Here is a 22,188-nt window from a genome sequence, read left to right on the forward strand (position 1 = left end):
CTGGTGGTCAACAGCAAGAAGATGGTCAAGCACCTCAACGCCAACCTGGTCGGTGGCCAGACCGCCGCCCAGCTGAACCCGAAGCTGCTCCGCTGGCACCTGGGAGCCGTCGGCACAACCTTCGCCAACGGCGCGTCCGACCTGTTCAAGGTGACCGTCCCCAAGGGCACCTACCAGGTCACCCTGAGTGGGCTCCTGGTGCAGTCGGGTGCCTCGACGACCGACAGCTGGCAGTGCCTGGCAGTCGATTACCACAAGCTGCTGGACAACCCGTCGAGCCCGGACATCTCCGGTATCTGGGCGCTCGGGGGGCACCAGTGGAGCGACTGGGACGCAGCCGTGCTCGACTACACGTCGGCCCCGATCACCCTGACCCAGCCGCGCGCCATGCTCTACGGCTGCCAGTTCAGCGGGACCACCGGCACGATCACGGCCTATCAGCCGCCGACCTTCGTGTTCCACAAGGTGACGGTCGCGAACCAGACGCAGGGCTCGCCCGTCGTCCTGCCCAAGTCGGCCACCTCGCACCTGCGCCTGCCTCGCTGACATCGGCAGTGCAATGGCCCCGTCCCGGCCTCGGACCGGGGCGGGGCCCGAGGGATCTCGGCGGCGAACCACCTGGCCGGTTCGGGTCGTGTCCAGTGACCCGATCGGGTCATGCCGCCCGGGGTGTCGCCTCACCAGACTGATCGAACACCCGCACCTTTCACGGAGGACCCATGTTCCATCGCCCCTCGCTCCGCTCCACCGTCACCACGCTCGCAGCAGCTGTTGTGCTCGTCGGCGGCGCCGACCTGGCGGCGTACGCCGCGAACGGCCACCCACTGATCCTCGGCCACGCCAACAAGGCGGTCGGGACCACGTCGCTGAAGAACATCGGCCGCGGGCCGGCACTGAGCCTCAACTCCTCGAAGCACTCCTCGCCGCTGACCGTCAACAGCTCGAAGCTGGTCAGGAACCTCAACGCCGAGAAGGTCGGCGGGATGACCGCCCGACAGCTCGGCGGCGTCCTGCGCTACCGCATCGGATCGGTCGGCTCGACCTTCACCAACGCCTCTCCGGGCCAGGTCTTCAACGCCAAGATCCCGAAGGGCACCTACCAGGTGAGCGTGACCGGTCTCGCGACGGAGACGGGAGCAGCCAGCGGCGACACCGACAGCATCACCTGCCTGGCGCTCGACCGGGCCGCCCTCCTCGCCGCGCTCGGCGGAGGGACCCTCGACTACAGCAAGGTCTACGCGCTCACCGGGAACAAGACGGGCGACTTCGACTTCGGCGTCATCAACTACACCAACCCCGCCCAGAAGATCTCGGGCTCGAACATCGCCCTCGGGTGCCTGCTCAGAGCGTCGAGCACGGGGGTCTTCACCGAGGCGCACCAGATCGCCTTCACCTTCAAGCCGGTCACGGTCGGCGACAAGCCGCTCGGCACGACGATCCCGATCCCGCGCTCGGCGCAGCAGCGGATCGCCAACGGTCTTCACTGACGCCGGCATCCCACACAGGCAGCGACGGTCCCGGCCGCCCATCGGCCGGGACCGTCACCTGTCCTGGCCGGCGCGTAGGCTCGGCGCGTGACGGTACGCCGGGTGATGGGCACCGAGGTGGAGTACGGCATCTCGGTGCAGGGGCAGCCGCATGCCAATCCGATGGTGGCCTGCTCGCAGGTCGTCAACGCCTACGCCAGCGCCACGATCAAGGCGCGCCGTGCCCGCTGGGACTTCGAGGAGGAGTCGCCGCTGCGTGACGCGCGCGGCTTCGACCTGAGCCGCCAGCTGGCCGACCCGAGCCAGCTCACCGACGAGGACCTCGGGCTGGCCAACGTCATCCTCACCAACGGCGCCCGCCTCTACGTCGACCACGCGCACCCCGAGTACTCCACGCCGGAGGTGACCACGCCGCTGGACGTCGTGCTCTGGGACAAGGCGGGCGAGCAGGTGATGCTCGACGCCGCCCGGATGGCCGCCCAGACGCCGGGTGCCGCCCCGATCAACCTGTACAAGAACAACACCGACAACACGGGGGCGTCGTACGGCGCTCACGAGAACTACCTGATGTCGCGCACCACGCCGTTCAGCGACATCGTGCGTCACCTCACGCCCTTCTTCGTCAGTCGTCAGGTCGTGTGCGGTTCGGGCCGCGTGGGGATCGGCCAGGACGGGCGCGAGCACGGCTTCCAGGTCAGCCAGCGGGCCGACTACTTCGAGGTCGAGGTCGGGCTGGAGACCACTCTCAAGCGGCCGATCATCAACACCCGCGACGAGCCGCACGCCGACCCCGAGAAGTACCGGCGGCTGCACGTGATCATCGGCGACGCCAACCTGGCGGAGGTGTCGACGTACCTCAAGGTCGGGACGACGGCGCTGGTGCTGGCGATGATCGAGGACCGGTTCATCACCGTCGACCTCACCATCGACGGCCCGGTGGCTGCGTTGCGGGCGGTGTCGCACGACCCGACGCTGCGGGAGCAGGTGACGCTCCAGGACGGGCGGCGGCTGACGGCCTTGCAGCTGCAGGGGGAGTACCTCGAGCTGGCCCGGAAGTACGTCGACGACCGCCTGGGGTCCGACGCGGATGCGCAGACCGTCGACGTGCTCGACCGCTGGGAGTCGGTGCTCACCCGTCTCGCGCAGGACCCGATGCTGTGCGCCCGCGAGCTCGACTGGGTGGCGAAGCTCAAGCTGCTCAACTCCTACCGCGACCGCGACGGCATCGGCTGGGACAACGCCAAGCTGCAGCTGATCGACTACCAGTACAGCGACGTGCGTCCCGACAAGGGCCTCTACCACCGGCTCGTCCAGCTCGGCCGCATGGAGCGGCTGCTGACCGACGGCGCCGTCGAGCGTGCGATGCACCAGCCGCCCGACGACACCCGGGCCTACTTCCGCGGCCGGTGCCTGGAGAAGTACGCCGACGCCGTGGCGGCCGCCTCGTGGGACTCGGTGATCTTCGACCTCCCCGGCCGTGAGTCCCTGCAGCGCGTCCCGACGATCGACCCGCTGCGCGGCTCGAAGGCGCACGTGGCCGAGCTGATCGACCGGTGCGCGACCGCGGAGGATCTGTTCCGCGCGCTGACCCACTGACGCATCGGGGTCCGGTGCGAGCCGGCAACCGTTGGTCGTCAGCTCGGCGGGGCCACGGTGACGTCGATGCGACCCGACCGGGTGAGGGCGTCGGACACGAATCCGCTCGCCTTCAGCTCCTCGACCAGGTCACGCAGGAAGTCGATGGTGAGCGCGTCCCGCCCACGTGTGGTCGCCACGGCCTGACGGATCTGCATGAAGGCCGGCTCGAGGATCCGGTGTCCCGGGTGCTCGTCGGCCCACGTCGTCGTCGGTTGCCGGATGCCGGCCCCCACCTCGAGGTGCTGATCCGCGAACACGTCGACGCCCTCCTCTCCCCGCACCACCTCCGCCGCGGCCAGGTTGCGGGTGAGATGGAGGTCGTAGGCGGAGCCGCGCTTGACCCCCACCCGGATCCCGTGCCGGTCGACCTCGTCGGGTGCGGCGATCGCGGTGGCCTCGGGCACGACGTACACCCCTTCGATGAGGGCGTACGGCGCGGTGAACGCCAGGTCGGCCTCGCGCTCGGGCTCGATCGCCAGGAAGCCGATGTCGGCCACGCCGGTGTGCAGCGCCTCGAAGGACTTGCGAGCCGCGTCGAAGCAGCGGAGCCGCGCCTCGACACCGAGTCGGGAGGCGATCTCCCGGGCCAGGTCGACGGTGACTCCGGACGGCTCCTCCGGCGTCCCCGTCGCGAGAACGGGGTTGCCCAGGTTGATGGCGGCGCGGAGCACTCCCTCCGGAGCCAGGTCACGCCGGACGGCAGCGGAACGGTCGCTCACACCACGGAGCCTAGGTGCGCGAAGCGCCGTGGAATCTCTCACCCGGGGCACTAGGGTGAAGACATGGCCCAGGAGCAGAAGCAGCCTCGGAAGTCGGGTGAGACCGAGGACGTCACCGACGCCGCGCCCGAGACCGATGTCTCCGAGCGCAAGGAAGCGCTCGACGACGACGTCGACGCGATCCTCGACGAGATCGACGACGTGCTCGAGACCAACGCCGAGGACTTCGTGAAGTCGTTCATCCAGAAGGGCGGCCAGTAGGAGTGGACGACTCCCGTCTGCCGGCGTCGTTCATGGTGCCCGGCACCTCCAGCTTCGCCGACTTCCTGGCCGGGCAGTCGCCCGAGCTGCTGCCGGCACGCCGTACGGTCCCGCAGGGCCACGCCGGCGACCTGGCCCCCCATGGCACGACGATCGTGGCGGCGACGTTCCCCGGCGGCGTGGTGATGGCCGGTGACCGCCGCGCCACCATGGGCAACATCATCGCCCAGCGCGACATCGAGAAGGTCTTCCCGGCCGACGAGTACTCCTGCGTCGGCATCGCCGGCAGCGCCGGGCTGGCGGTGGAGCTGGTGCGGCTGTTCCAGACCGAGCTCGAGCACTACGAGAAGATCGAGGGGACGACCCTGTCGATGGACGGCAAGGCCAACCGCCTCGCCGGGCTCATCCGGGGCAACCTCGGCATGGCGATGCAGGGCCTCGCCGTGGTGCCGCTGTTCGCCGGTTTCGACCTCGTCAGCAGCCAGGGGCGGATCTTCAGCTACGACGTCACCGGGGGTCGCTACGAGGAGACCGCGTTCCACTCGGTCGGCTCGGGGTCGCTGTTCGCCCGTGGCTCCCTGAAGAAGCTGTACCGCGAGGACCTCTCCGAGAGCGAGTGCGTGACCGCGATCGTGCAGGCGCTGTACGACGCCGCCGACGACGACTCTGCGACCGGTGGCCCGGACCTGACCCGCCGGATCTTCCCGGTCGTCCAGGTGATCACCGCCGAGGGCGGCCGCCGGCTCGCGGAGACCGAGGTCGCCGACATCGCGGACTCCGTCATCGCCGGCCGCATGAACCGTCCCGACGGCCCGGCCGCGGCCCTGACCTGAGCGGAGTGATCACGCGATGAGCATGCCGTTCTACGTCTCGCCCGAGCAGCTGATGAAGGACCGGGCCGACTTCGCGCGCAAGGGCATCGCGCGCGGGCGGTCGGTGGTGGCCGTCCAGTACGCCGACGGGGTCCTGTTCGCCTCGGAGAACCCCTCCCAGGCGCTGCACAAGGTGAGCGAGATCTACGACCGGATCGCCTTCGCCGCGGTGGGGCGTTACAACGAGTTCGAGAACCTCCGGATCGCCGGGGTCCGACTGGCCGACATGCGCGGCTACGCCTACGACCGGCGCGACGTCACCGGCCGCGGTCTGGCCAACGCCTACGCGCAGACCCTCGGCACGATCTTCAGCAGCGGCGGCGAGAAGCCGTACGAGGTCGAGATCTTCGTTGCCGAGATCGGCGACAGCGCCCCGGACGACCAGATCTACCGGCTCACCTACCAGGGCCAGGTCACCGACGAGCACCAGTACGCCGTCATGGGCGGCGCCGACGAGGTGGTCGCGGCGTACCTCCACGAGCACTACACCGAGAGTGCGAACCTCTCCGACGCGCTCCACGTCGCCGTGGCCGCGCTCGGACGAGGGCCCGACGAGAACGGCTCCTCCGCCGACCGGGTCATCCCCGCCGGTGACCTCGAGGTCGCCGTCCTCGACCGCACCCGCTCCCAACCGCGGAAGTTCCTGCGCCTCATGCCGGCCCGGCTCGAGGCGCTGCTCGGCGACCGAGGCCCCACCACGCCCGCCCCCGAGATCGACCCCACCGACATCCCGCCCGACACTCCGTCCCAGCCGGACGCCCCGGGGCAAGGCTGACCGCCCGGCCTGGCCCCGGTGACCCGGGATGCCCGTAGGCTGAACCCGTGGACCGGCGGATCTTCGGCATCGAGAACGAGTACGGCGTCACGTGCACGTTCAAGGGCCAGCGTCGGCTCAGCCCCGACGAGGTGGCCCGCTACCTGTTCCGCAAGGTCGTCAGCTGGGGCCGCAGCTCCAACGTCTTCCTGCGCAACGGCGCCCGACTCTACCTCGACGTGGGCAGCCACCCCGAGTACGCCACCCCCGAGTGCGACGACGTCGCCGAGCTGGTCACCCACGACAAGGCGGGGGAGCGGGTGCTCGAGGGGCTGCTCAAGGACGCCGAGCAGCGGCTGCACGACGAGGGCATCGCCGGCGAGATCTACCTGTTCAAGAACAACACCGACTCCGCGGGCAACTCCTACGGCTGCCACGAGAACTACCTCGTCAGCAGGTCCGGAGAGTTCAACCGGCTGGCCGACGTCCTCATCCCGTTCCTGGTGACCCGCCAGATCATCGTCGGCGCCGGCAAGGTGACGCAGACCGCGCGCGGGGCGTCGTACGCCGTGAGCCAGCGCGCCGAGCACATCTGGGAGGGCGTCAGCAGCGCCACCACCCGGTCGCGGCCGATCATCAACACCCGCGACGAGCCGCACGCCGACGCCGAGCGTTTCCGCCGGCTTCACGTGATCGTGGGCGACTCCAACATGAGCGAGACGACCACGATGCTCAAGGTCGCCAGCTGCGACCTGGTCCTCCGGATGATCGAGGAGGGCGTGGTGATGCGTGACCTGACGATGGACAACCCGATCCGGGCCATCCGCGAGATCAGCCACGACGTCACGGGGCAGCGGAAGGTCCGACTCGCCAACGGCCGCGAGGCCAGCGCCCTCGACATCCAGCACGAGTACCTCTCGAAGGCGCGCAACTTCGTGGACCGCCGTGAGATCTCGACGCCAGTGGTCGAGCAGGCCCTCGACCTCTGGGAGCGCGGCTTGAAGGCCGTCGAGTCCGACGACCTCGGCCTGGTCGACCGTGAGCTCGACTGGGTGATCAAGTGGAAGCTGATCGACCGCTACCGAGCGACGCACGGCCTGCCTCTCGGGCATCCTCGCATCGCCCAGCTCGACCTCGCCTACCACGACATCCGCCGCGACCGCGGCCTGTACTACCTGCTCGAGCGCCGCGGCGCGGTCAGCCGGGTGACCTCGGACCTGAAGATCTTCCAGGCGAAGTCGGTGCCACCCCAGACGACCCGCGCCCGCCTGCGAGGCGAGTTCATCCGCAAGGCCCAGGAGCGTCGCCGCGACTTCACCGTCGACTGGGTGCATCTCAAGCTCAACGACCAGGCCCAGCGAACGGTGCTCTGCAAGGACCCCTTCCGGGCGTACGACGAACGCGTGCAGCGCCTGATCGACGGGATGTGACCACCCGGGACACCGCGATTCCGGTGGGTGACCGGGGGGCGGCTAGGGTGATCGGCGGGCTTCGTCCCCCCCAGACCTGACCCTGACGACCTCCGTCGAAGGTGGAATCCCGTGTCCCGACGCCTCGCGCTGCTCCTGCTGCCCGTCCTGCTGGTGGCCCTGGCGGCCTGCGGCAGCAACAGCTCCTCGTCGTCCTCTACGTCGAGCAGCGACCCCCTGGCCGCCGTGTCGATCACCGGCGACGTGGGGAAGAAGCCCCAGGTCGAGTGGAAGGGTGACCTGACCGCGGACAAGATCCAGACCACGACCCTCACCAAGGGCGACGGCGCCACGATCAACGACGGCGACCAGGTGTCGGCCCAGATCTGGATCGGCAACGGCTTCAGCAAGAAGGAGGCCTACAGCACCTACGACCAGGGCGGCGCGCAGGTCCTGACCCTCAACGACCAGCTGAGCCCGGTGTTCGCCGACGCCATCAAGGGGTCGTCGGTCGGGTCCCGGATCGTGGTGACGGCGCCGGCCGACCAGCTGGTCGGCGAGGGCGGCAACGCCCAGCTCGGGATCGGCAACAAGGACCCGCTGCTGGTCGTGATCGACCTCCTCAGCAAGCCCAAGCCGCCCCTGAAGGGCCCCCAGGGCAAGACCGAGCCGGCTCCGTCGTGGGCGCCGAAGCTGGCCACCAAGGGCGACTCGGTGACCGGTCTGGACTTCGCGAAGACGCCCAAGCCCAACGGCAAGCTCCGGTCGGGGGTGCTGATCCAGGGCGCCGGCCCGACGGTGAAGAAGGGCCAGTCGATCACCGTGAACTACCTCGGCGAGGTGTACGCCGGCAAGAAGCCGTTCGACGAGAGCTACAGCAAGGAGCCCGCGACCTTCGGGATCGGCACCGGCCAGGTGATCCCAGGCTGGGACAAGACGTTGGTCGGCCAGAAGGTCGGCAGCCGGGTGATCCTGGCGATCCCGCCGAAGGACGGCTACGGCAAGCAGGGCTCACCCAGCGCCGGCATCAAGGGCACCGACACGCTGTACTTCGTGGTCGACATCCTCGGGGTCGCCTGACCAGGATGAGCGGCATGCCCTCGCGGAGCCCGAGCACGTCGAAGACCGAACGACTGCTCAATCTGCTGATCATGCTCCTGGTCCAGCGGCACTACGTCTCGAAGAACCGCATCCGCGAGATCCTGTACGCCGACGCGCCGTCGGCCGACGCCTTCGAGAAGTCCTTCGAGCGCGACAAGGAGGAGCTGCGCAGCCTGGGCGTGCCGATCGAGGTCGGGCAGATGAACGCCTACTTCGACGACGAGCCCGGCTACCGGATCCGAGCGGACCAGTTCGCGCTGCCCGAGATCAGCCTCGAGTCCGACGAGGCCTCCGTTGTCGCCCTGGCGACCCGCGTGTGGGAGCACGCCCGTCTCGCGGAGGCCACCACCGACGCCGTCCGCAAGCTCACCGCCGCCGGTCTCGAGCTCGACCTCGACGCCCTGGAGATCGCCCAGCCGCGGCTCAGCGCCGACGAGCCGTCGTTCGACGTGTTCTGGGAGGCGACGCTCGCGCGCCGGCCGGTGACCTTCGACTACCGCAGACCCGGGTACGACCAGCCCCTCACCCGACACCTCGAGCCCTGGGGTGTCGTCCGCTTCTCCGGCCGGTGGTACGTCGTCGGCCTGGACACCGATCGCGGGGAGGAACGGGTGTTCCGACTCTCCCGGGTCGTGGGCAAGGCGAAGCTGTCGGGCCCGTCCGGATCCTTCGTCGTCCCGCCGGGCACCGACGTCCGCGAGGCCGCCCGCCGGATCGAGCCGGTGACGCCTCCCGAGGAGGTCGTCGTGCTGGTGCGTCCGGGTGCGGGCGCGGTCCTGCGCCGGCAGGCGAGCAGCATCGAGCCCGACGTACCGGGTCCCGACGAGCAGACCCCGTGGGACCGGCTCCGGCTACGCCGGGCGCAGGCCGACGAGCTGCTGGCCCTCGGCCCCGACCTGTACGTCGAGAGCCCCGCGGGAGTGCGCGCCGAGGTCGTGGCGCGGCTCCGGGCCACGGTCGGGGGCCGGCCATGAGCGCCGCGACCGCCGGGGCGGCCCGCGACCAGGTGAGCCGACTGCTGCGGCTGGTTCCCTACCTGCACGCGCGCGACCAGGTGTCGCTGGACGAGGCGGCCAAGGTCATCGGCGTACCGGCGGACCAGCTGGAGCAGGACCTGCGGGTGCTGTTCCTGTGCGGACTGCCCGGCGGCTACCCGGACGACCTGATCGACGTCGACCTCGACGCCCTCGAGGGCGAGGGGGTGATCCGGGTCTCCAACGCCGACTACCTGGCACGGCCGTTGCGGCTCACCCCGACCGAGGCGAGTGCGATCATCGTCGCGCTGCGCGCTCTCCGGGCCGGAGCCGAGCCCGACACCCGCGACGTGGTGGACCGAGCCCTGGCCAAGCTCGAGGCCGCCGCCGCGGGCGGCACCCCGCTGGTCGACCCCGGTGACGACGTCCCGGCGACGCTCGCGCTCCGGGCGGAGCTGGAGGACGCCGTACGCCGGCGCCGGCAGGTGCGGCTCACGTACTACGTGCCGGCCCGCGACGAGGAGTCGGAGCGGGTCGTCGATCCCCACGCGGTCGTCTCGCACCACGGCGTCGCCTATCTCGACGCCTACTGCCACAGCGCTGACGCGCCGCGGCTGTTCCGGCTCGACCGGGTCCACGAGGCGAGGGTGCTCGACTCGGAGGTCACCACCGAGCCGACCGCGCCACGGGACCTCTCCGACGGGGTCTTCGGCGGCGACGAGGCCACCCTGGTCACCCTGCGCCTGCGTCCGGAGGCCAGGTGGGTCGAGGAGTACTACGCCGTGGAGGAGGTGCGCCCGGGCCCCGAGGGTGGCTCGGAGGTGGACCTGCTGGTCGGCGACGAACGCTGGCTGCAGCGGTTGCTGCTCCGGCTCACGCCGTACGCCGAGGTGCTGGAGCCCGCCCACTTCGGCGAGGGCGCGGCGGACGCGATCCGCCGGGCTTTGGCCCTCTACGACCACCCCGCGGGCTAGACTGACCACGCAATCGAAGCCTCACGTCAGGACCACACGTCATGTCATCCCTGCTGATCGGTGACCTCGGTACACCAGAGCTGCTCATCATCCTGGTGATCGTCGTTCTGGTGTTCGGCGCCTCCAAGCTTCCCGAGCTCGCCCGCGGAAGCGGCCGGGCCCTGCGTATCTTCAAGGCCGAGACCAAGGGCCTGAACGACGACGACGACGCCACCGACGGCAAGGCGGCTGCGCCGGGTGAGCTCGAGGCCCGGCAGGCCTCCGAGCGGGAGGCCTTCGAGGCCAAGCAGGCCGCCGAGCGCGAGGCCGCGCGTCGCGACGACACGGCCTGACGGCACCTGAGCGAGAGCGCCGGGTCCCGTGTCCATCGTCGGTGTCGTCGATGTCCTGCGCGGAAAGCCGCGCAACCCGGTCGGCCCCGATGGCCGGATGGCGCTCTCGGACCACTTCCGAGAGCTTCGCGCACGCCTGATCCGCTCCGCGCTGGTCCTGGTGATCCTCTTCTTCGTCGCGATCGTGTTCTACAGCCAGCTCCTGGAGCTGGTGCAGCACCCCTACAACGAGGCCCGCACGGCCTTGGCCAACCACGATCCCCCGATCAAGACCGAGCCGGTGATCAACGACGCCACCGGCGGCATCCTGCTGCAGTTCAAGCTGTGCGGGGTCGTCGCGCTGATCGCGGCCAGCCCCTACTGGCTCTACCAGATCTGGGCGTTCATCCTCCCGGGGCTCCACGCCAACGAGAAGAAGTACTCCCGGATGTTCGCCGCCGTGGCCGGGCCGTTGTTCCTGGGCGGGGTCGCCCTGGGCTACTACGTGCTCCCCAAGGGCCTGACGGTGCTGATCTCCTTCGTCCCCCACGGGGTCACCAACCTGGTGGACTTCGGCCGGTACTTCTCGTTCGAGATGCGGATGCTGCTGATCTTCGGCGTCGCCATGGAGATCCCGCTGTTCGTGGTGCTCCTGAACTTCGCCGGCATCATCAGCGGTCGTGCCCTGGCCAAGCACCGACCGTGGATCGTCATCGGCACGATGGTGTTCGCGGCCGTGGCGACTCCCTCGACCGACCCGTTCTCGATGCTGATGCTGGCCGTCCCGATGCTGATCCTCTTCCTGGTCTCGGAGATCATCGCCCGCGTGTCCGACCGGGTCAGAGGGCGTGGCGCCCACCGCACGGACCAGTGGTCGGACGACGAGATCTCACCGATCTGACCGCCCGCCGACGCCCGGTGACCGTACTGTGAACCCGCCGCACCAGCCTCCGTCGTACGACGAGGCGGACCCCTTCGACCTGCCCGAGTGGCTGGGGGAGTGCGAGGTCACCTGGGAGGCCGAGCGCGGCCTGGCCACCGGCCACCGCGTCGCCGGCTCCCTGACCGCGGCGGGGCGGGAGGCCGTCCCGTGCGACCTGCTGGCCGTCGACGACGCCTACCCCGAGCCGGTGACGACCGACGCCGTACGCGTCCGCACCCACCAGGTGTGGCGGCACGGCGAGGTGCTGGTGGCCGCCGACGGGCCCCGGGTGCTGCTCGTCGTCCCCGGCTCCCGGATCGACACCGACACCGCTCTCGAGGCCCTGGGCCGTCTCGCCCGGGCCGTCGGCGCCCGCCCGGGCTCGTACGCCGTACGCCTCCGCGTCGGCCCCTAGGGCGACCGGCTGCGGCTGGGCGCCGACCGCGGCGCGAGGGACTGATCGCCACAGCACTGCTCCGAACAACACGTACCCGCGCAGGTAGTCTGCGCGCGTGCCGAGCGGGGAGATCGCCCTCCTGACCAACCCCACCGCGGGCAAGGGCAGGGCGCGGAAGGTGCGGGAGCGGGCCCTGCTGCGGCTGCGGGCCGCCGGGCTGAGCGTCCGCGACCTGCAGGGGCGCGACGCGGGGGAGTCGCTCGACCTGGCCCGGCAATGTGTCGCCGAGGGGGTCGACGCGCTCGTCGTCTGCGGCGGGGACGGCATGGTCCATCTCGCGGTCCAGGCCGTCGCGGCGACCGGCACACCGCTCGGCATCGTCCCGGCCGGCACCGGCAACGACGTCGCCCGCTACTTCGACCTGCCGCGCAAGGACACCGATGTCGCCGTCGACCGGGTGATCGCCGGCCGGACTCGCACCGTGGACCTGGCCCGGAGCGGGTCGCAGTACTTCGTGACCGTCCTGGCCGCGGGCTTCGACGCCATCGTCAACGAGCGGGCAAACCGGATGACCTGGCCCCGAGGTCAGATGCGCTACAACATCGCGACCCTCGCCGAGCTCCGCGTCTTCGAGCCGCTGCCCTACACACTCCAGCTGGACGACCGGCAGGTGGAGCTCGAGGCGATGCTCGTCGCGGTCGGGAACGGCCCGTCCTTCGGAGGCGGCCTGCGGATCACCGAGGGTGCGGTGCTCGACGACGGCTTGCTCGACGTGGTGATCATCAAGCCGATCTCGAAGCCCGACCTGGTCCGCACCTACCCCAAGCTGTTCCGGGGCACCCACGTCCACCACCCCCAGTACGAGCACCACCTGGTCCGCTCGGTCACCATCGCCGCACCCGGCATCGTGTCGTACGCCGACGGTGAGCGCTTCGGGCCGCTGCCCCTGACCGTCGAGTGCGCATCCGGCGCGCTTACGGTTCTTGCATGAGCACCACGCACCCCGTCTCCGAGGCGTTCGCGGGGCTGTACGAGTTCGGCCTGGACGCGTTCCAGGTCGAGGCCTGCCACGTCGTCGAGGAGGGCAAGGGGGTCCTGGTCGCCGCGCCCACGGGGTCCGGCAAGACGGTCGTCGGCGAGTTCGCCGTACACCTCGCGCTCGAGACCGGACGCAAGGCCTTCTACACGACGCCGATCAAGGCGCTGTCGAACCAGAAGTACCACGACCTGGTGAACCGGTACGGCGCCGCACGCGTCGGCCTGCTCACGGGCGACGTCACCATCAACGGCGAGGCACCGGTCGTGGTGATGACCACCGAGGTCCTCCGGAACATGCTGTACGCCGGGTCCCACACCCTGAGCGGGCTCGGCTTCGTGGTGATGGACGAGGTCCACTACCTCGCCGACCGCTCCCGGGGCGCCGTCTGGGAGGAGGTCATCATCCACCTCCCCGACTCGGTTGCGCTGGTCTCCCTGTCCGCGACCGTGTCCAACGCCGAGGAGTTCGGCGAGTGGCTGGAGACGGTCCGCGGCGACACGGTGACGATCGTCGAGGAGCGTCGGCCCGTGCCGCTCTACCAGCACGTGCTGGTCGGCCGCCGGATGCTCGATCTCTTCGCCACCTCCGACGTCGACGCGGCCGCGGGGTTCGTCAAGGAGGGCGCACCGGTCAACGCGGAGCTGCTGCGGATCGCCCGCGACGACTGGGCGAGCACCCGCACCCGCGACCGGCGTACGCCGAGGAGCCGGCCGCAGCGCGGAGGCCGGCGACCGGTCGGGAACGGTCGCCGCGTCTGGATCCCGAGCCGGGTGGAGGTGCTCGACCGGCTCGACGGCGCCGGGCTCCTCCCGGCGATCGTGTTCATCTTCAGCCGGGTCGGCTGCGACGCCGCGGTCGAGCAGTGCCTGAGGTCCGGCATCCGGCTGACGACGCCCGAGGAGCGTGACGAGATCTTCGCGTTCGTCGAGGCCGAGTGCGCCGACCTGCCCGAAGAGGACCGGTCCGTGCTCGGCTACCACGACTTCCTGGACGGACTCACCCGCGGCATCGCCGCCCACCATGCCGGCATGCTCCCGGCGTTCAAGCAGGTCGTGGAGCAGCTGTTCCAGCGCGGGCTCTGCAAGGCCGTCTTCGCCACCGAGACGCTGGCCCTCGGCATCAATATGCCAGCCCGCACGGTCGTGCTGGAGAAGCTCTCCAAGTGGAACGGCGAGACCCACGCCGACATCACCCCGGGGGAGTACACCCAGCTCACCGGTCGCGCCGGCCGTCGCGGACTCGACGTCGAGGGGCACGCCGTCGTGATGTGGCAGCCCGGGATCAACCCGAGCGAGGTCGCGGGTCTGGCCTCCACCCGCACCTACCCGCTCCGGTCGAGCTTCCGCCCGTCGTACAACATGGCGGTCAACCTCGTGCACCAGGTCGGACGGGCGCGGGCACGGGAACTGCTGGAGATGTCGTTCGCGCAGTTCCAGGCGGACAAGGCCGTGGTCGGCCTCGCCCGGCAGCTCTCGAAGAGCGAGGACGCCCTCCAGGGGTACGCCGAGGCAGCGACCTGCGACCGCGGCGACTTCATGGAGTACGCGGCACTCCGTCAGCGCGTCAGCGAGCTGGAGAAGAACGCCGCGCGGGCACGGCGGGCCGGCCGGCGCGACGAGGTGATCGCCTCGCTCGACCAGCTGCACCGAGGCGACGTGATCGAGGTGCCGGGCGGCAAGTTCGCGGGGTACGCCGTCGTCCTCGACCGCGGCACTTCTCCGGACGGCCCGCGTCCGCAGGTCCTGACGGCCGAGCGACAGGCCAGGCGTCTCAGCGTCGTCGACTTCCCGACCCCGGTGACCGCGCTGAGCCGACTGCGGATCCCGCGCCAGTTCAACCCTCGCAACCCCCAGATGCGGCGCGACCTCGCCTCGACCCTGCGTAACGCGACCCACGACCTCGCGCCACCGCCCCCGAGCCGGGAACGGGGCGACGTACCCCGCTCCCGGGAGGAGCGGGAGATCGAGGAGCTGCGCCGTCAGCTGCGAGAGCACCCCTGCCACGCCTGCCCCGACCGGGAGGACCACGCGCGGTGGGCGGAGCGGTGGTTCAAGCTCGACCGGGACGCCCGGACGCTGCAACGGCGGGTGGAGCAACGGACGAACACCGTGGCGCGCCAGTTCGACCGGGTCTGCGACGTGCTGGAGACGCTCGGCTACCTGGCCGACGACGACGTCACCGACCTGGGCCGACCGCTGCGCCGGATCTACTCCGAGCTCGACCTCGTGGTGGCCGAGGCGCTGCGGCTCCGGGTGCTCGACGACCTGGGGCCCTCGGGGCTGGCCGCCGCTCTCTCGACGCTGGTCTACGAGGCGAGGCGGCCCGAGGACGTCGTGTCCCCCCGGGTGCCCGGCGGCGACATCCACCGCGCCATCGACGACCTGGAGCGGCTCTGGCGCGAGCTCTCGGAGGTCGAGCGGGCGCACCGGCTCGATTTCCTCCGTCGACCGGACGCCGGGCTCGCGTGGGCGGCGTACCGGTGGACCGAGGGCGACGACCTCGGCGAGGTGCTGGACGAGAGCGACCTGACCGCGGGCGACTTCGTGCGGTGGATCAAGCAGCTGATCGACCTGTCCGGCCAGGTGGCCGACGCCGCCGGGAGCGGGCCGCTCCGGGAGAACGCCCGTGACGTCGTACGCCGGATCCGCCGCGGCGTCGTGGCCGTGGCCCCGATGGAGGACTGACTCACCCGGCCAGGACCGCCCTCATGCGCTTGACGGGCGAGTCGAGGCCGTAGCGCTGGGCGAGCTCGGCGAGGCGTTCGGGGTCGCGGGGCGCGCTCGGCAGCCTCGCGTCGTACGCCGGCAGCTCGATGTCGCGAGCCACGGCGACCACCTTCGGGGCGACCAGGAGGTAGTCGGCGGCGTCGAGGATCCGCCGTCTCGGACCGGGCGACATCTCCGAGCCCGGATCGCCGGCGGCGTCGACGATGCCGCGGAGGTCGCCGAACTTCAGCAGCAGGGACGCGGCCGTCTTCTCGCCGATGCCGGCGACACCGGGGAGCCCGTCGGAGGCGTCCCCGCGCATGGTGGCGAAGTCGGCGTACTGGCTCGGCAGCACCCGGTACTTCCCGACCACCACCTCGTCGGTGACCCGCTCGTGGTTGCCGACGCCGCGCGCGATGTAGAGGACGCGCACGTCGCCCGCGTCGTCGACGAGCTGGAAGAGGTCCCGGTCGCCGGTCACCACGTCGACCGGCATCGGTGCCCCGGTGGCCAGGGTGCCGATGACGTCGTCCGCCTCGTAGCCGTCCGCACCGACGACGCAGAGCCCGACGGCGGCCAGCACCTCCAGGATGATCGGCACCTGGACCTCCAGCGGGTCGGGGACCACCTCGATGTCGGGGCGGGGTCCCGGGACGGCCCGGAGGACGCGGTGGGTCTTGTACGACGGGATCAGGTCGACCCGCCACTGCGGCCGCCAGTCGTTGTCCCACGCGCAGACGAGGTGGCTCGGGCGGTAGTCGCCGACCAGCCGGCTGATGAAGTCGAGGAACCCCCGCACCGCGTTGACCGGCGTACCGTCCGGTGCCAGCACCTCGGGGACGCCGAAGAAGGCGCGGAAGTACATCGACGCGGAGTCGAGGATCATCAGCCGCTGTTCGCTCGCCACGGGCGTGAGCCTACGCATGGCAACCTGCCGGGACGCTAGGGTCGTCGGCGTGGAGGACACCGATCGCACCATCGTCCGGCTGCTGGCCGCCGACGGCCGGATGTCCTTCACCGACCTCGGCAAGGCGACCGGCCTGTCGACCTCCGCGGTGCACCAGCGCGTCAAGCGGCTCGAGAAGCGAGGGCTGATCACGGGGTACGGCGCCTCGATCGACCACGAGGAGCTCGGCCTCGCCCTCACGGCGTTCGTCTCGATCACCCCGATCGACCCCAGTCAGCCCGACGACTACCCCGACCGCATCCGCGACATCAGGGCCATCGAGTCCTGCTGGTCGGTGGCGGGGGAGGAGTCCTACATCCTCAAGGTGCGAGTCGAGACGCCCCACGCACTGGAGGACCTCCTCGCCCGCATCCGCGCCGAGGCCAACGTGTCCACCCGCACCACCATCGTCCTCAGCACGCCGTACGAGAACCGCACGGTGACGGAGTAGGCGGTGCGGCGAATTCCCCGCTCAGGCGGGGAATTCTGCGCTTGTTGGCCCAAATCTGGCCGGACAAGTGCGAAAGCGGGCCAGCAAGTCCTGTCAGCCGGCTACGGGGCGGCGGCTTTCGAGCAGGGCCCGGATGCGGCGGGCCGTGGTGTTCGGACGGGCCAGGTCGTCCCAGGTGATGCGGATGCATACCCACCCGGTCAGTGCGCAGATCTGCTCCTCCCTCCGCTTCTCCCTCCGGATGACATCCTGGACCGTCTCACCGTCCTTTCGGAGCCGCTCGTACTTGATGGCTCCGTCGAACTCCAGGAACACACCGAACTCCGGCCAGGCAAAGTCCACTGTGCCGATGAGATGTCCCTTGGCATCACGGATCTCGTGCTGCGGTTCGGCCGGCGGGATGTGCTGACTCCAGAGGAGGTGGCCGGTCCTCGCTTCGCCGGGCCACCCACAGCGACCGTCGGCGAGCCGCACGACCAGATCGCTTCGCAGGCTTCCGGGCCAGTGACGGAATCGGGCGACGAGCGCCTCGAGGTCGGACTTCGTGACCGCCTCCACACGTAGCAGCCAGTTGAGAGAAACCAGCGACGACTCCATTCCGGTCATCGTGGTGAGCTCGATCGCGCTACGGCCCGCCGATGACACCGGCAGCCCGTGCACGATCTCGACCTCGTCGACGTCAAGATCCCCATGATGGTGGACGACGCCGGCCTCGCGCCGCCCGGCTTTCCCGTCCGTGCGCGTGATGTGAACTTCAGACAGGTCCATGTCGAAGACCGCGGCCTCGTGCTCCAGCACTGAGGACACATGCGTGAGGACCGCCGAGGAATGGGCCGCCTTCAGCACGGCACGAGCGGTCAGCCGATGACGACCGATCTCATCTTGGGCCTCCCAGATGCGGGCGTCGACGTACGCGCCCATCCGGATCCGGTGCCAAACCCCTGCACGGAGGTTCCGATAGATGGTGTGGTCGTCGTAGCCCAGTGCCAATGCCTCCCGGCGCAAGAGGACGCCACAGTCCGAGTCCCAATCGATTTCCATGGCCGGGGACTATGCGGCCTTCTCGGCTGTCCCGGCTCATAATCAGCCGTGGATGTGGAGGAAGCGTGCGGCAGGTGTCCCTGTGGACACTCACCGGCTCGAGGGCACCCGGACTTGGCGAGTCGGGGACTTATGGGCCGACCTTGTCACTTGTAGGGGGAGATTTGCCCCAACAAGTGCAGAATTCCCCGCTCGGGCGGGGAATTCTCGTGCCGCCTCAGTGGGCCTGGAGGGCGGCGGTACGGCGGGAGGCCTCCGCGACCTCGGCGGCCTTGAGGGCCGACTCGTCCAGCCTGCCGTGCTCGGCCCACCACGCACGACCCTCCTCGGGGAGGGTGTGGATCGGGTCGTAGTACTCGTAGAGACGAGTCAGGGCCTCGGGGTCGGACGCCTCGATCGAGGTGCGGTAGTTCTTCGTCCAGTACGAGATGCCCCGCGTGGTGTCGTAGTCCGACAGCTGGTGCACCCAGCGCTTCCCGACGAACGGGACGTCGCAGACGATCCGCGGGGTGGCGAAGCCGGGCAGGTAGCCCATGATCGCGTGCTGGAGCCGCTGGGCGTCCGCGACCGAGACCCGCCAGTGCTCCGAGAACGGGATCATGTCGCACATGTAGAAGTAGTACGGCATGATCTGCGCACCATCGAGCAGCGCGAAGCACAGGTCGAGCAGCGCGTGCGGGTCGGCGTTGACGCCGTTCAGGATCACGCCCTGGTTGCGCACGTCACGGATACCGGTGTCGAGCATCGTCCGGGCCGCCTCGGCGACCAGCGGGGTGACCGAGTTGGCGTGGTTGACGTGGGTGTGGATCGCCACGGCGACGCCGCGCGAGCGCGAGATCGACCCGATCCGGCCCATCCCCTCGACGACCTCGGGCTGCAGCCAGTGCTGGGGCAGGCCCATCAGTGCCTTCGTGGCCAGCCGGACGTCGCGGATGTTCTCGATCTCCAGCAGCTCGGTGAGGAACGCCTCGAGCCGCGGCCAGGGCATGTTGGCCACGTCGCCGCCGGAGACCACAACATCGCGGACCTGGGGCGTACGGCGCAGGTAGTCGAGCATCGCGCCGAGCCGGTCGTTCGGCTTGCCGACCAGCTTCAGCTTCTCGACCTGCGGCGTGGAGTTGCCGACCAGGTCCATCCGGGTGCAGTGGCCGCAGTACTGCGGGCACGTCGGCAGCAGCTCGGCCAGCACCTTGGTCGGGTACCGGTGCGTGAGCCCTTCTGCCACCCACATGTCGTGCTCGTGCAGGGAGTCGCGGGTGGCGTGAGGGTGCGATGGCCAGTCGGTACGACGGTCGCTGAGGACCGGCAGCATGTAGCGGCGCACGGGGTCGGCGTAGAAGGCCTCGGTCAGCGAGCCGGGGCCGGCGGGCTCGACCCGCGGCGCCATCGTGTTCATCATCTGCGGCGGAACCAGCATCGACATCGTCGCCCGCTCGGCCTGGTCACGCTCGAGGTCGGCGTAGAACGACTCGTCGACCAGGTCGCCCATCAGCTCGCGCAGCTGCTTGAGGTTCTTCACGCAGTGCGCGCGCTGCCACTGCACCGAGGCCCACTCCTCGGCCGTGACGTCCTTCCAGCCGGGGAACCGGGTCCAGTCGGGCTCCACCAGCTCCACCCGTCGGTACGGGTAGGGCTGGCCGGTCTCAAGACCCACCGAGGTCTCGATGCTCATCGCGATGTGCTCCTTCGTCGACGGCGGGCGGACGGCGTGCGGATCGACGGCGTGCCGGTTGTGGCTTCCGCCGCTCTTCTGTCAGAGTAGGCGTAGAACGTGCGGCGAGTCCAATGCCACGCCGCAGATTCTTTCGCACATCACGCCATCGAGCGGAGGAAACTCTCGAAATGTCGCTGCCAGTGACCGATTCCGGTTCCCGACCCCGGGGTGGCGAGAGGAGCGACCCGACCGGGCTCCACCGGGTGCTGGACGGCGGCGCCGACGGTCGCCGCGTTCTGCCCCAGGCGGCGCGACGGCTCGACACGCGGCGCGAGATCTGGCCCGACGAGGTGCGGGTGCGCATCGAGACCCTCAACCTGGACGCCGCGTCGTTCCGCCAGCTGGAAAGCAAGCACACAGTGGACGGCCGGCACGACGGGGACGCGGTACGCCGAGAAGTCCTCGAGATCGTCGCCGACCGCGGCAAGATGCAGAACCCGGTCACCGGCTCCGGCGGCATGCTGATCGGCACCGTCGAGGAGGTCGGCCCGGAGTCGCCGCTCGGGCTGGCAGTGGGGGACCGGATCGCCACGCTGGTCTCCCTGAGCCTGACGCCGCTGGTGATCGAGGACCGGCTCGAGCGCTGGGACGGCACGAGCGAGCGCGTGCCCACCGACGGCTACGCCATCCTGTTCGGCCGCTCCATCGCGGCGAGGATCCCCGACGACCTCCCGCCGGCGCTGAGCCTGTCGGTGATGGACGTGTGCGGGGCGCCGGCCCTCACCGCGCGCGTGGTCCGGCAGTACGACGCGCCCGTCGTCGCAGTCATCGGCGGCGCCGGCAAGTCCGGGTCGCTCAGCCTGGCCGCCGCCGGCCGGGAGGGGGCGTCGCGCACGATCGGCGTGGTGCCTCACGAGACGGAGGCCGCTCTCCTGCGGGAGGCGGGCCTCGCCGACGACGTCGTGATCGCCGACGCCCGAGACCCGGTGGCGCTGCGCGACGCGGTCGCCGCGGCGGGCGGGCCAGCCGACATCACGGTCGTCTGTGTCGACGTTCCCGGGTGCGAGGGCGGCGCGATCCTGGCCACGGCCGAGCGTGGCACCGTCATCTTCTTCTCGATGGCCACCTCGTTCTCGGCCGCGGCCCTGGGTGCCGAAGGCGTCGCGGCCGACGTGACGATGCTGGTCGGCAACGGGTACACGCCCGGCCACGCGGCGTACGCGATGGACCTCCTGCGCACGCACGACGGCGTGCGCCGGCTCTTCGAGCGGAGGCTGTGATGGCCCGGCGCGCCAGGGGCAAGCTCGACCTCGACCCGGCGGCCGTGCGTCAGGCACGGTCGCTGGCACGCAAGGTCGGGCGCCCGATCGTCCGGCTCGCCCAGCAGCACACGACGGTGTCGGTCGAGCGGGCGACACTGCGGCTCGCCGGACTCGAAGGCGCCGACCACGAGGGCACGCCGTGGGTGAACCGTCTCGTCGACGTCGTCCGGGCGGACGTCGGTCTCGAGCACGGCGTGGCGTTGCCCGTGTGGGACGCCCTGCGTCGCGCGGAGGGCGCCGACCTGCGCGAGCTCGCCGAGAAGGCCTCCGCCGGCTCGGTGACGTTCCGCCTGCCCGAGGGCCAGGACGCGAAGCGGGCCAGCACGGCAGCCGCCAAGGCGGTCGGCACCGGCATCAGGCGCATCGACGCGCGCCGCCGGGAACGCGAGCGGCTGATCAAGCGGATCGGCGACGCGCCCGCCACTCCTTGGGTGTACCTGATCGTCGCCACCGGCGACATCTACGAGGACATCCCGCAGGCACAGGCGGCCGCGCGCGAGGGTGCCGACATCATCGCGGTGATCCGCTCGACCGGACAGAGCCTGCTGGACTTCGTCCCGGAGGGCGCGACGCGCGAGGGCTTCGCCGGCACGTACGCCACGCAGGAGAACTTCCGACTGATGCGGGCCGCCCTGGACGACACGTCGAGGGAGCTCGGCCGCTACGTCCGGCTCACCAACTACGCCAGCGGCCTCTGCATGCCCGAGATCGCCACCCTTGCCGGCCTCGAGCGGCTGGACATGATGCTGAACGACTCGATGTACGGGATCCTCTTCCGCGACATCAACCCGATCCGCACGTTCGTCGACCAGCGCTTCAGCCGTCAGGTCCACGCGCGTGCCGGCATCATCATCAACACCGGCGAGGACAACTACCTGACCACGGCCGACGCGGTCGAGGCGGCCCACACGGTCACCACGAGCCAGCTCCTCAACGAGTACTTCGCCAAGGAGGCCGGCCTCGAGGACTGGCAGCTGGGCCTGGGCCACGCCTTCGAGATCGACCCGGACATCCCGGACTCGTTCCGGCTCGAGCTGGCCCACGCCATGCTCGCGCGAGACCTGTTCCCGGACGCGCCGCTGAAGTGGATGCCCCCGACCAAGCACATGACCGGCGACGTCTTCCGCGGCTACCTCCTCGACGGGTTCTTCAACCTGGTCGGGGCGATGACCGGCCAGGGCATCCTCCTCGTCGGCATGATGACCGAGGCC

The 22,188-nt window shown here is 70.3% G+C and carries 22 protein-coding genes; 18 read left to right on the plus strand and 4 right to left on the minus strand.

The window, feature by feature from the left end:
* The 3 genes from VGK78_RS02310 to dop all read left to right on the plus strand — a co-directional run.
* The coding region (locus VGK78_RS02310; protein WP_331525673.1) for a hypothetical protein at positions 1-546 on the plus strand (546 nt) is incomplete at its 5' end.
* A 173-nt stretch (positions 547-719) separates the two neighbouring features.
* Positions 720-1,487, plus strand: coding sequence for a hypothetical protein (locus VGK78_RS02315; protein ID WP_331525674.1), 768 nt, complete (start codon positions 720-722; stop codon positions 1,485-1,487).
* Positions 1,488-1,574: 87 nt separating this feature from the next.
* Positions 1,575-3,083 carry a depupylase/deamidase Dop gene (dop, locus tag VGK78_RS02320; RefSeq protein WP_349257114.1) on the plus strand — a complete coding sequence of 503 codons (1,509 nt, stop codon included), beginning with the start codon at positions 1,575-1,577 and terminating at the stop codon, positions 3,081-3,083.
* A gap of 38 nt (positions 3,084-3,121) precedes the next feature.
* Here dop and VGK78_RS02325 read toward each other — a convergent pair whose 3' ends face one another.
* Positions 3,122-3,844 carry a transporter substrate-binding domain-containing protein gene (locus VGK78_RS02325; protein ID WP_331525675.1) on the minus strand — a complete coding sequence of 241 codons (723 nt, stop codon included), beginning with the start codon at positions 3,842-3,844 and terminating at the stop codon, positions 3,122-3,124.
* 63 nt (positions 3,845-3,907) lie between these two features.
* Here VGK78_RS02325 and VGK78_RS02330 point away from each other — a divergent pair, with 63 nt between their 5' ends.
* From VGK78_RS02330 to VGK78_RS02385, 12 genes are all read left to right on the plus strand, one after another.
* Positions 3,908-4,105, plus strand: coding sequence for a ubiquitin-like protein Pup (locus tag VGK78_RS02330; protein ID WP_331525676.1), 198 nt, complete (start codon positions 3,908-3,910; stop codon positions 4,103-4,105).
* Positions 4,106-4,137: 32 nt separating this feature from the next.
* Positions 4,138-4,938 (plus strand): proteasome subunit beta, encoded by an 801-nt coding sequence (gene prcB, locus VGK78_RS02335; RefSeq protein ID WP_331525698.1) that lies wholly within the window; start codon positions 4,138-4,140, stop codon positions 4,936-4,938.
* Positions 4,939-4,954: 16 nt separating this feature from the next.
* Positions 4,955-5,752: a proteasome subunit alpha gene (prcA, locus tag VGK78_RS02340; RefSeq protein ID WP_331525678.1), complete on the plus strand. Its 798-nt coding sequence runs from the start codon at positions 4,955-4,957 to the stop codon at positions 5,750-5,752.
* 47 nt (positions 5,753-5,799) lie between these two features.
* A complete protein-coding gene (pafA, locus tag VGK78_RS02345) occupies positions 5,800-7,161 on the plus strand; it encodes a Pup--protein ligase (protein WP_331525679.1) in 1,362 nt (453 codons plus the stop codon).
* Between the two features lie 111 nt (positions 7,162-7,272).
* Positions 7,273-8,220 carry an FKBP-type peptidyl-prolyl cis-trans isomerase gene (locus tag VGK78_RS02350; protein ID WP_331525681.1) on the plus strand — a complete coding sequence of 316 codons (948 nt, stop codon included), beginning with the start codon at positions 7,273-7,275 and terminating at the stop codon, positions 8,218-8,220.
* Positions 8,221-8,234: 14 nt separating this feature from the next.
* A complete protein-coding gene (locus tag VGK78_RS02355) occupies positions 8,235-9,215 on the plus strand; it encodes a helix-turn-helix transcriptional regulator (protein ID WP_331525682.1) in 981 nt (326 codons plus the stop codon).
* Positions 9,212-10,189 carry a WYL domain-containing protein gene (locus tag VGK78_RS02360; RefSeq protein ID WP_331525683.1) on the plus strand — a complete coding sequence of 326 codons (978 nt, stop codon included), beginning with the start codon at positions 9,212-9,214 and terminating at the stop codon, positions 10,187-10,189. The genes VGK78_RS02355 and VGK78_RS02360 overlap by 4 nt, the downstream gene beginning before the upstream one ends.
* 41 nt (positions 10,190-10,230) lie before the next feature.
* Positions 10,231-10,521: a Sec-independent protein translocase subunit TatA gene (gene tatA, locus VGK78_RS02365; protein WP_331525684.1), complete on the plus strand. Its 291-nt coding sequence runs from the start codon at positions 10,231-10,233 to the stop codon at positions 10,519-10,521.
* 28 nt (positions 10,522-10,549) lie between these two features.
* Complete coding sequence (tatC, locus tag VGK78_RS02370) at positions 10,550-11,401, plus strand: twin-arginine translocase subunit TatC (protein WP_331525685.1); 852 nt, start codon at positions 10,550-10,552, stop codon at positions 11,399-11,401.
* Between the two features lie 28 nt (positions 11,402-11,429).
* Complete coding sequence (locus tag VGK78_RS02375; RefSeq protein WP_331525686.1) at positions 11,430-11,837, plus strand: hypothetical protein; 408 nt, start codon at positions 11,430-11,432, stop codon at positions 11,835-11,837.
* Positions 11,838-11,934: 97 nt separating this feature from the next.
* The gene (locus tag VGK78_RS02380; RefSeq protein WP_331525687.1) at positions 11,935-12,810 is read left to right on the plus strand and encodes a diacylglycerol kinase; all 876 of its coding nucleotides are present in this window, start codon (positions 11,935-11,937) and stop codon (positions 12,808-12,810) included.
* A complete protein-coding gene (locus tag VGK78_RS02385) occupies positions 12,807-15,542 on the plus strand; it encodes a DEAD/DEAH box helicase (protein WP_331525688.1) in 2,736 nt (911 codons plus the stop codon). The genes VGK78_RS02380 and VGK78_RS02385 overlap by 4 nt, the downstream gene beginning before the upstream one ends.
* A 1-nt stretch (position 15,543) precedes the next feature.
* On the opposite strand, the gene VGK78_RS02390 is transcribed toward VGK78_RS02385, so the two are convergent.
* Positions 15,544-16,470, minus strand: coding sequence for a 5'-3' exonuclease (locus tag VGK78_RS02390; protein WP_331525690.1), 927 nt, complete (start codon positions 16,468-16,470; stop codon positions 15,544-15,546).
* A 49-nt stretch (positions 16,471-16,519) separates the two neighbouring features.
* On the opposite strand from VGK78_RS02390, the gene VGK78_RS02395 reads away from it, so the two are divergent.
* The gene (locus VGK78_RS02395; protein WP_331525691.1) at positions 16,520-16,960 is read left to right on the plus strand and encodes an Lrp/AsnC family transcriptional regulator; all 441 of its coding nucleotides are present in this window, start codon (positions 16,520-16,522) and stop codon (positions 16,958-16,960) included.
* A gap of 93 nt (positions 16,961-17,053) precedes the next feature.
* Here the strand turns inward: VGK78_RS02395 and VGK78_RS02400 are convergent, their stop codons facing one another.
* Both VGK78_RS02400 and VGK78_RS02405 read right to left on the minus strand, forming a co-directional pair.
* The gene (locus tag VGK78_RS02400; RefSeq protein WP_331525692.1) at positions 17,054-18,001 is read right to left on the minus strand and encodes a hypothetical protein; all 948 of its coding nucleotides are present in this window, start codon (positions 17,999-18,001) and stop codon (positions 17,054-17,056) included.
* Between the two features lie 217 nt (positions 18,002-18,218).
* Positions 18,219-19,673, minus strand: coding sequence for a lysine 2,3-aminomutase (locus tag VGK78_RS02405; protein ID WP_331525693.1), 1,455 nt, complete (start codon positions 19,671-19,673; stop codon positions 18,219-18,221).
* A gap of 170 nt (positions 19,674-19,843) precedes the next feature.
* On the opposite strand from VGK78_RS02405, the gene VGK78_RS02410 reads away from it, so the two are divergent.
* Complete coding sequence (locus VGK78_RS02410; RefSeq protein WP_331525694.1) at positions 19,844-20,935, plus strand: L-erythro-3,5-diaminohexanoate dehydrogenase; 1,092 nt, start codon at positions 19,844-19,846, stop codon at positions 20,933-20,935.
* A partial coding sequence (locus VGK78_RS02415) for a lysine 5,6-aminomutase subunit alpha TIM-barrel domain-containing protein (protein WP_331525696.1) occupies positions 20,935-22,188 on the plus strand: 1,254 nt, incomplete at its 3' end. The genes VGK78_RS02410 and VGK78_RS02415, both read left to right, overlap by 1 nt.

The sequence above is a fragment of the Nocardioides sp. genome (assembly GCF_036503465.1).
Classification (GTDB): domain Bacteria; phylum Actinomycetota; class Actinomycetes; order Propionibacteriales; family Nocardioidaceae; genus Nocardioides.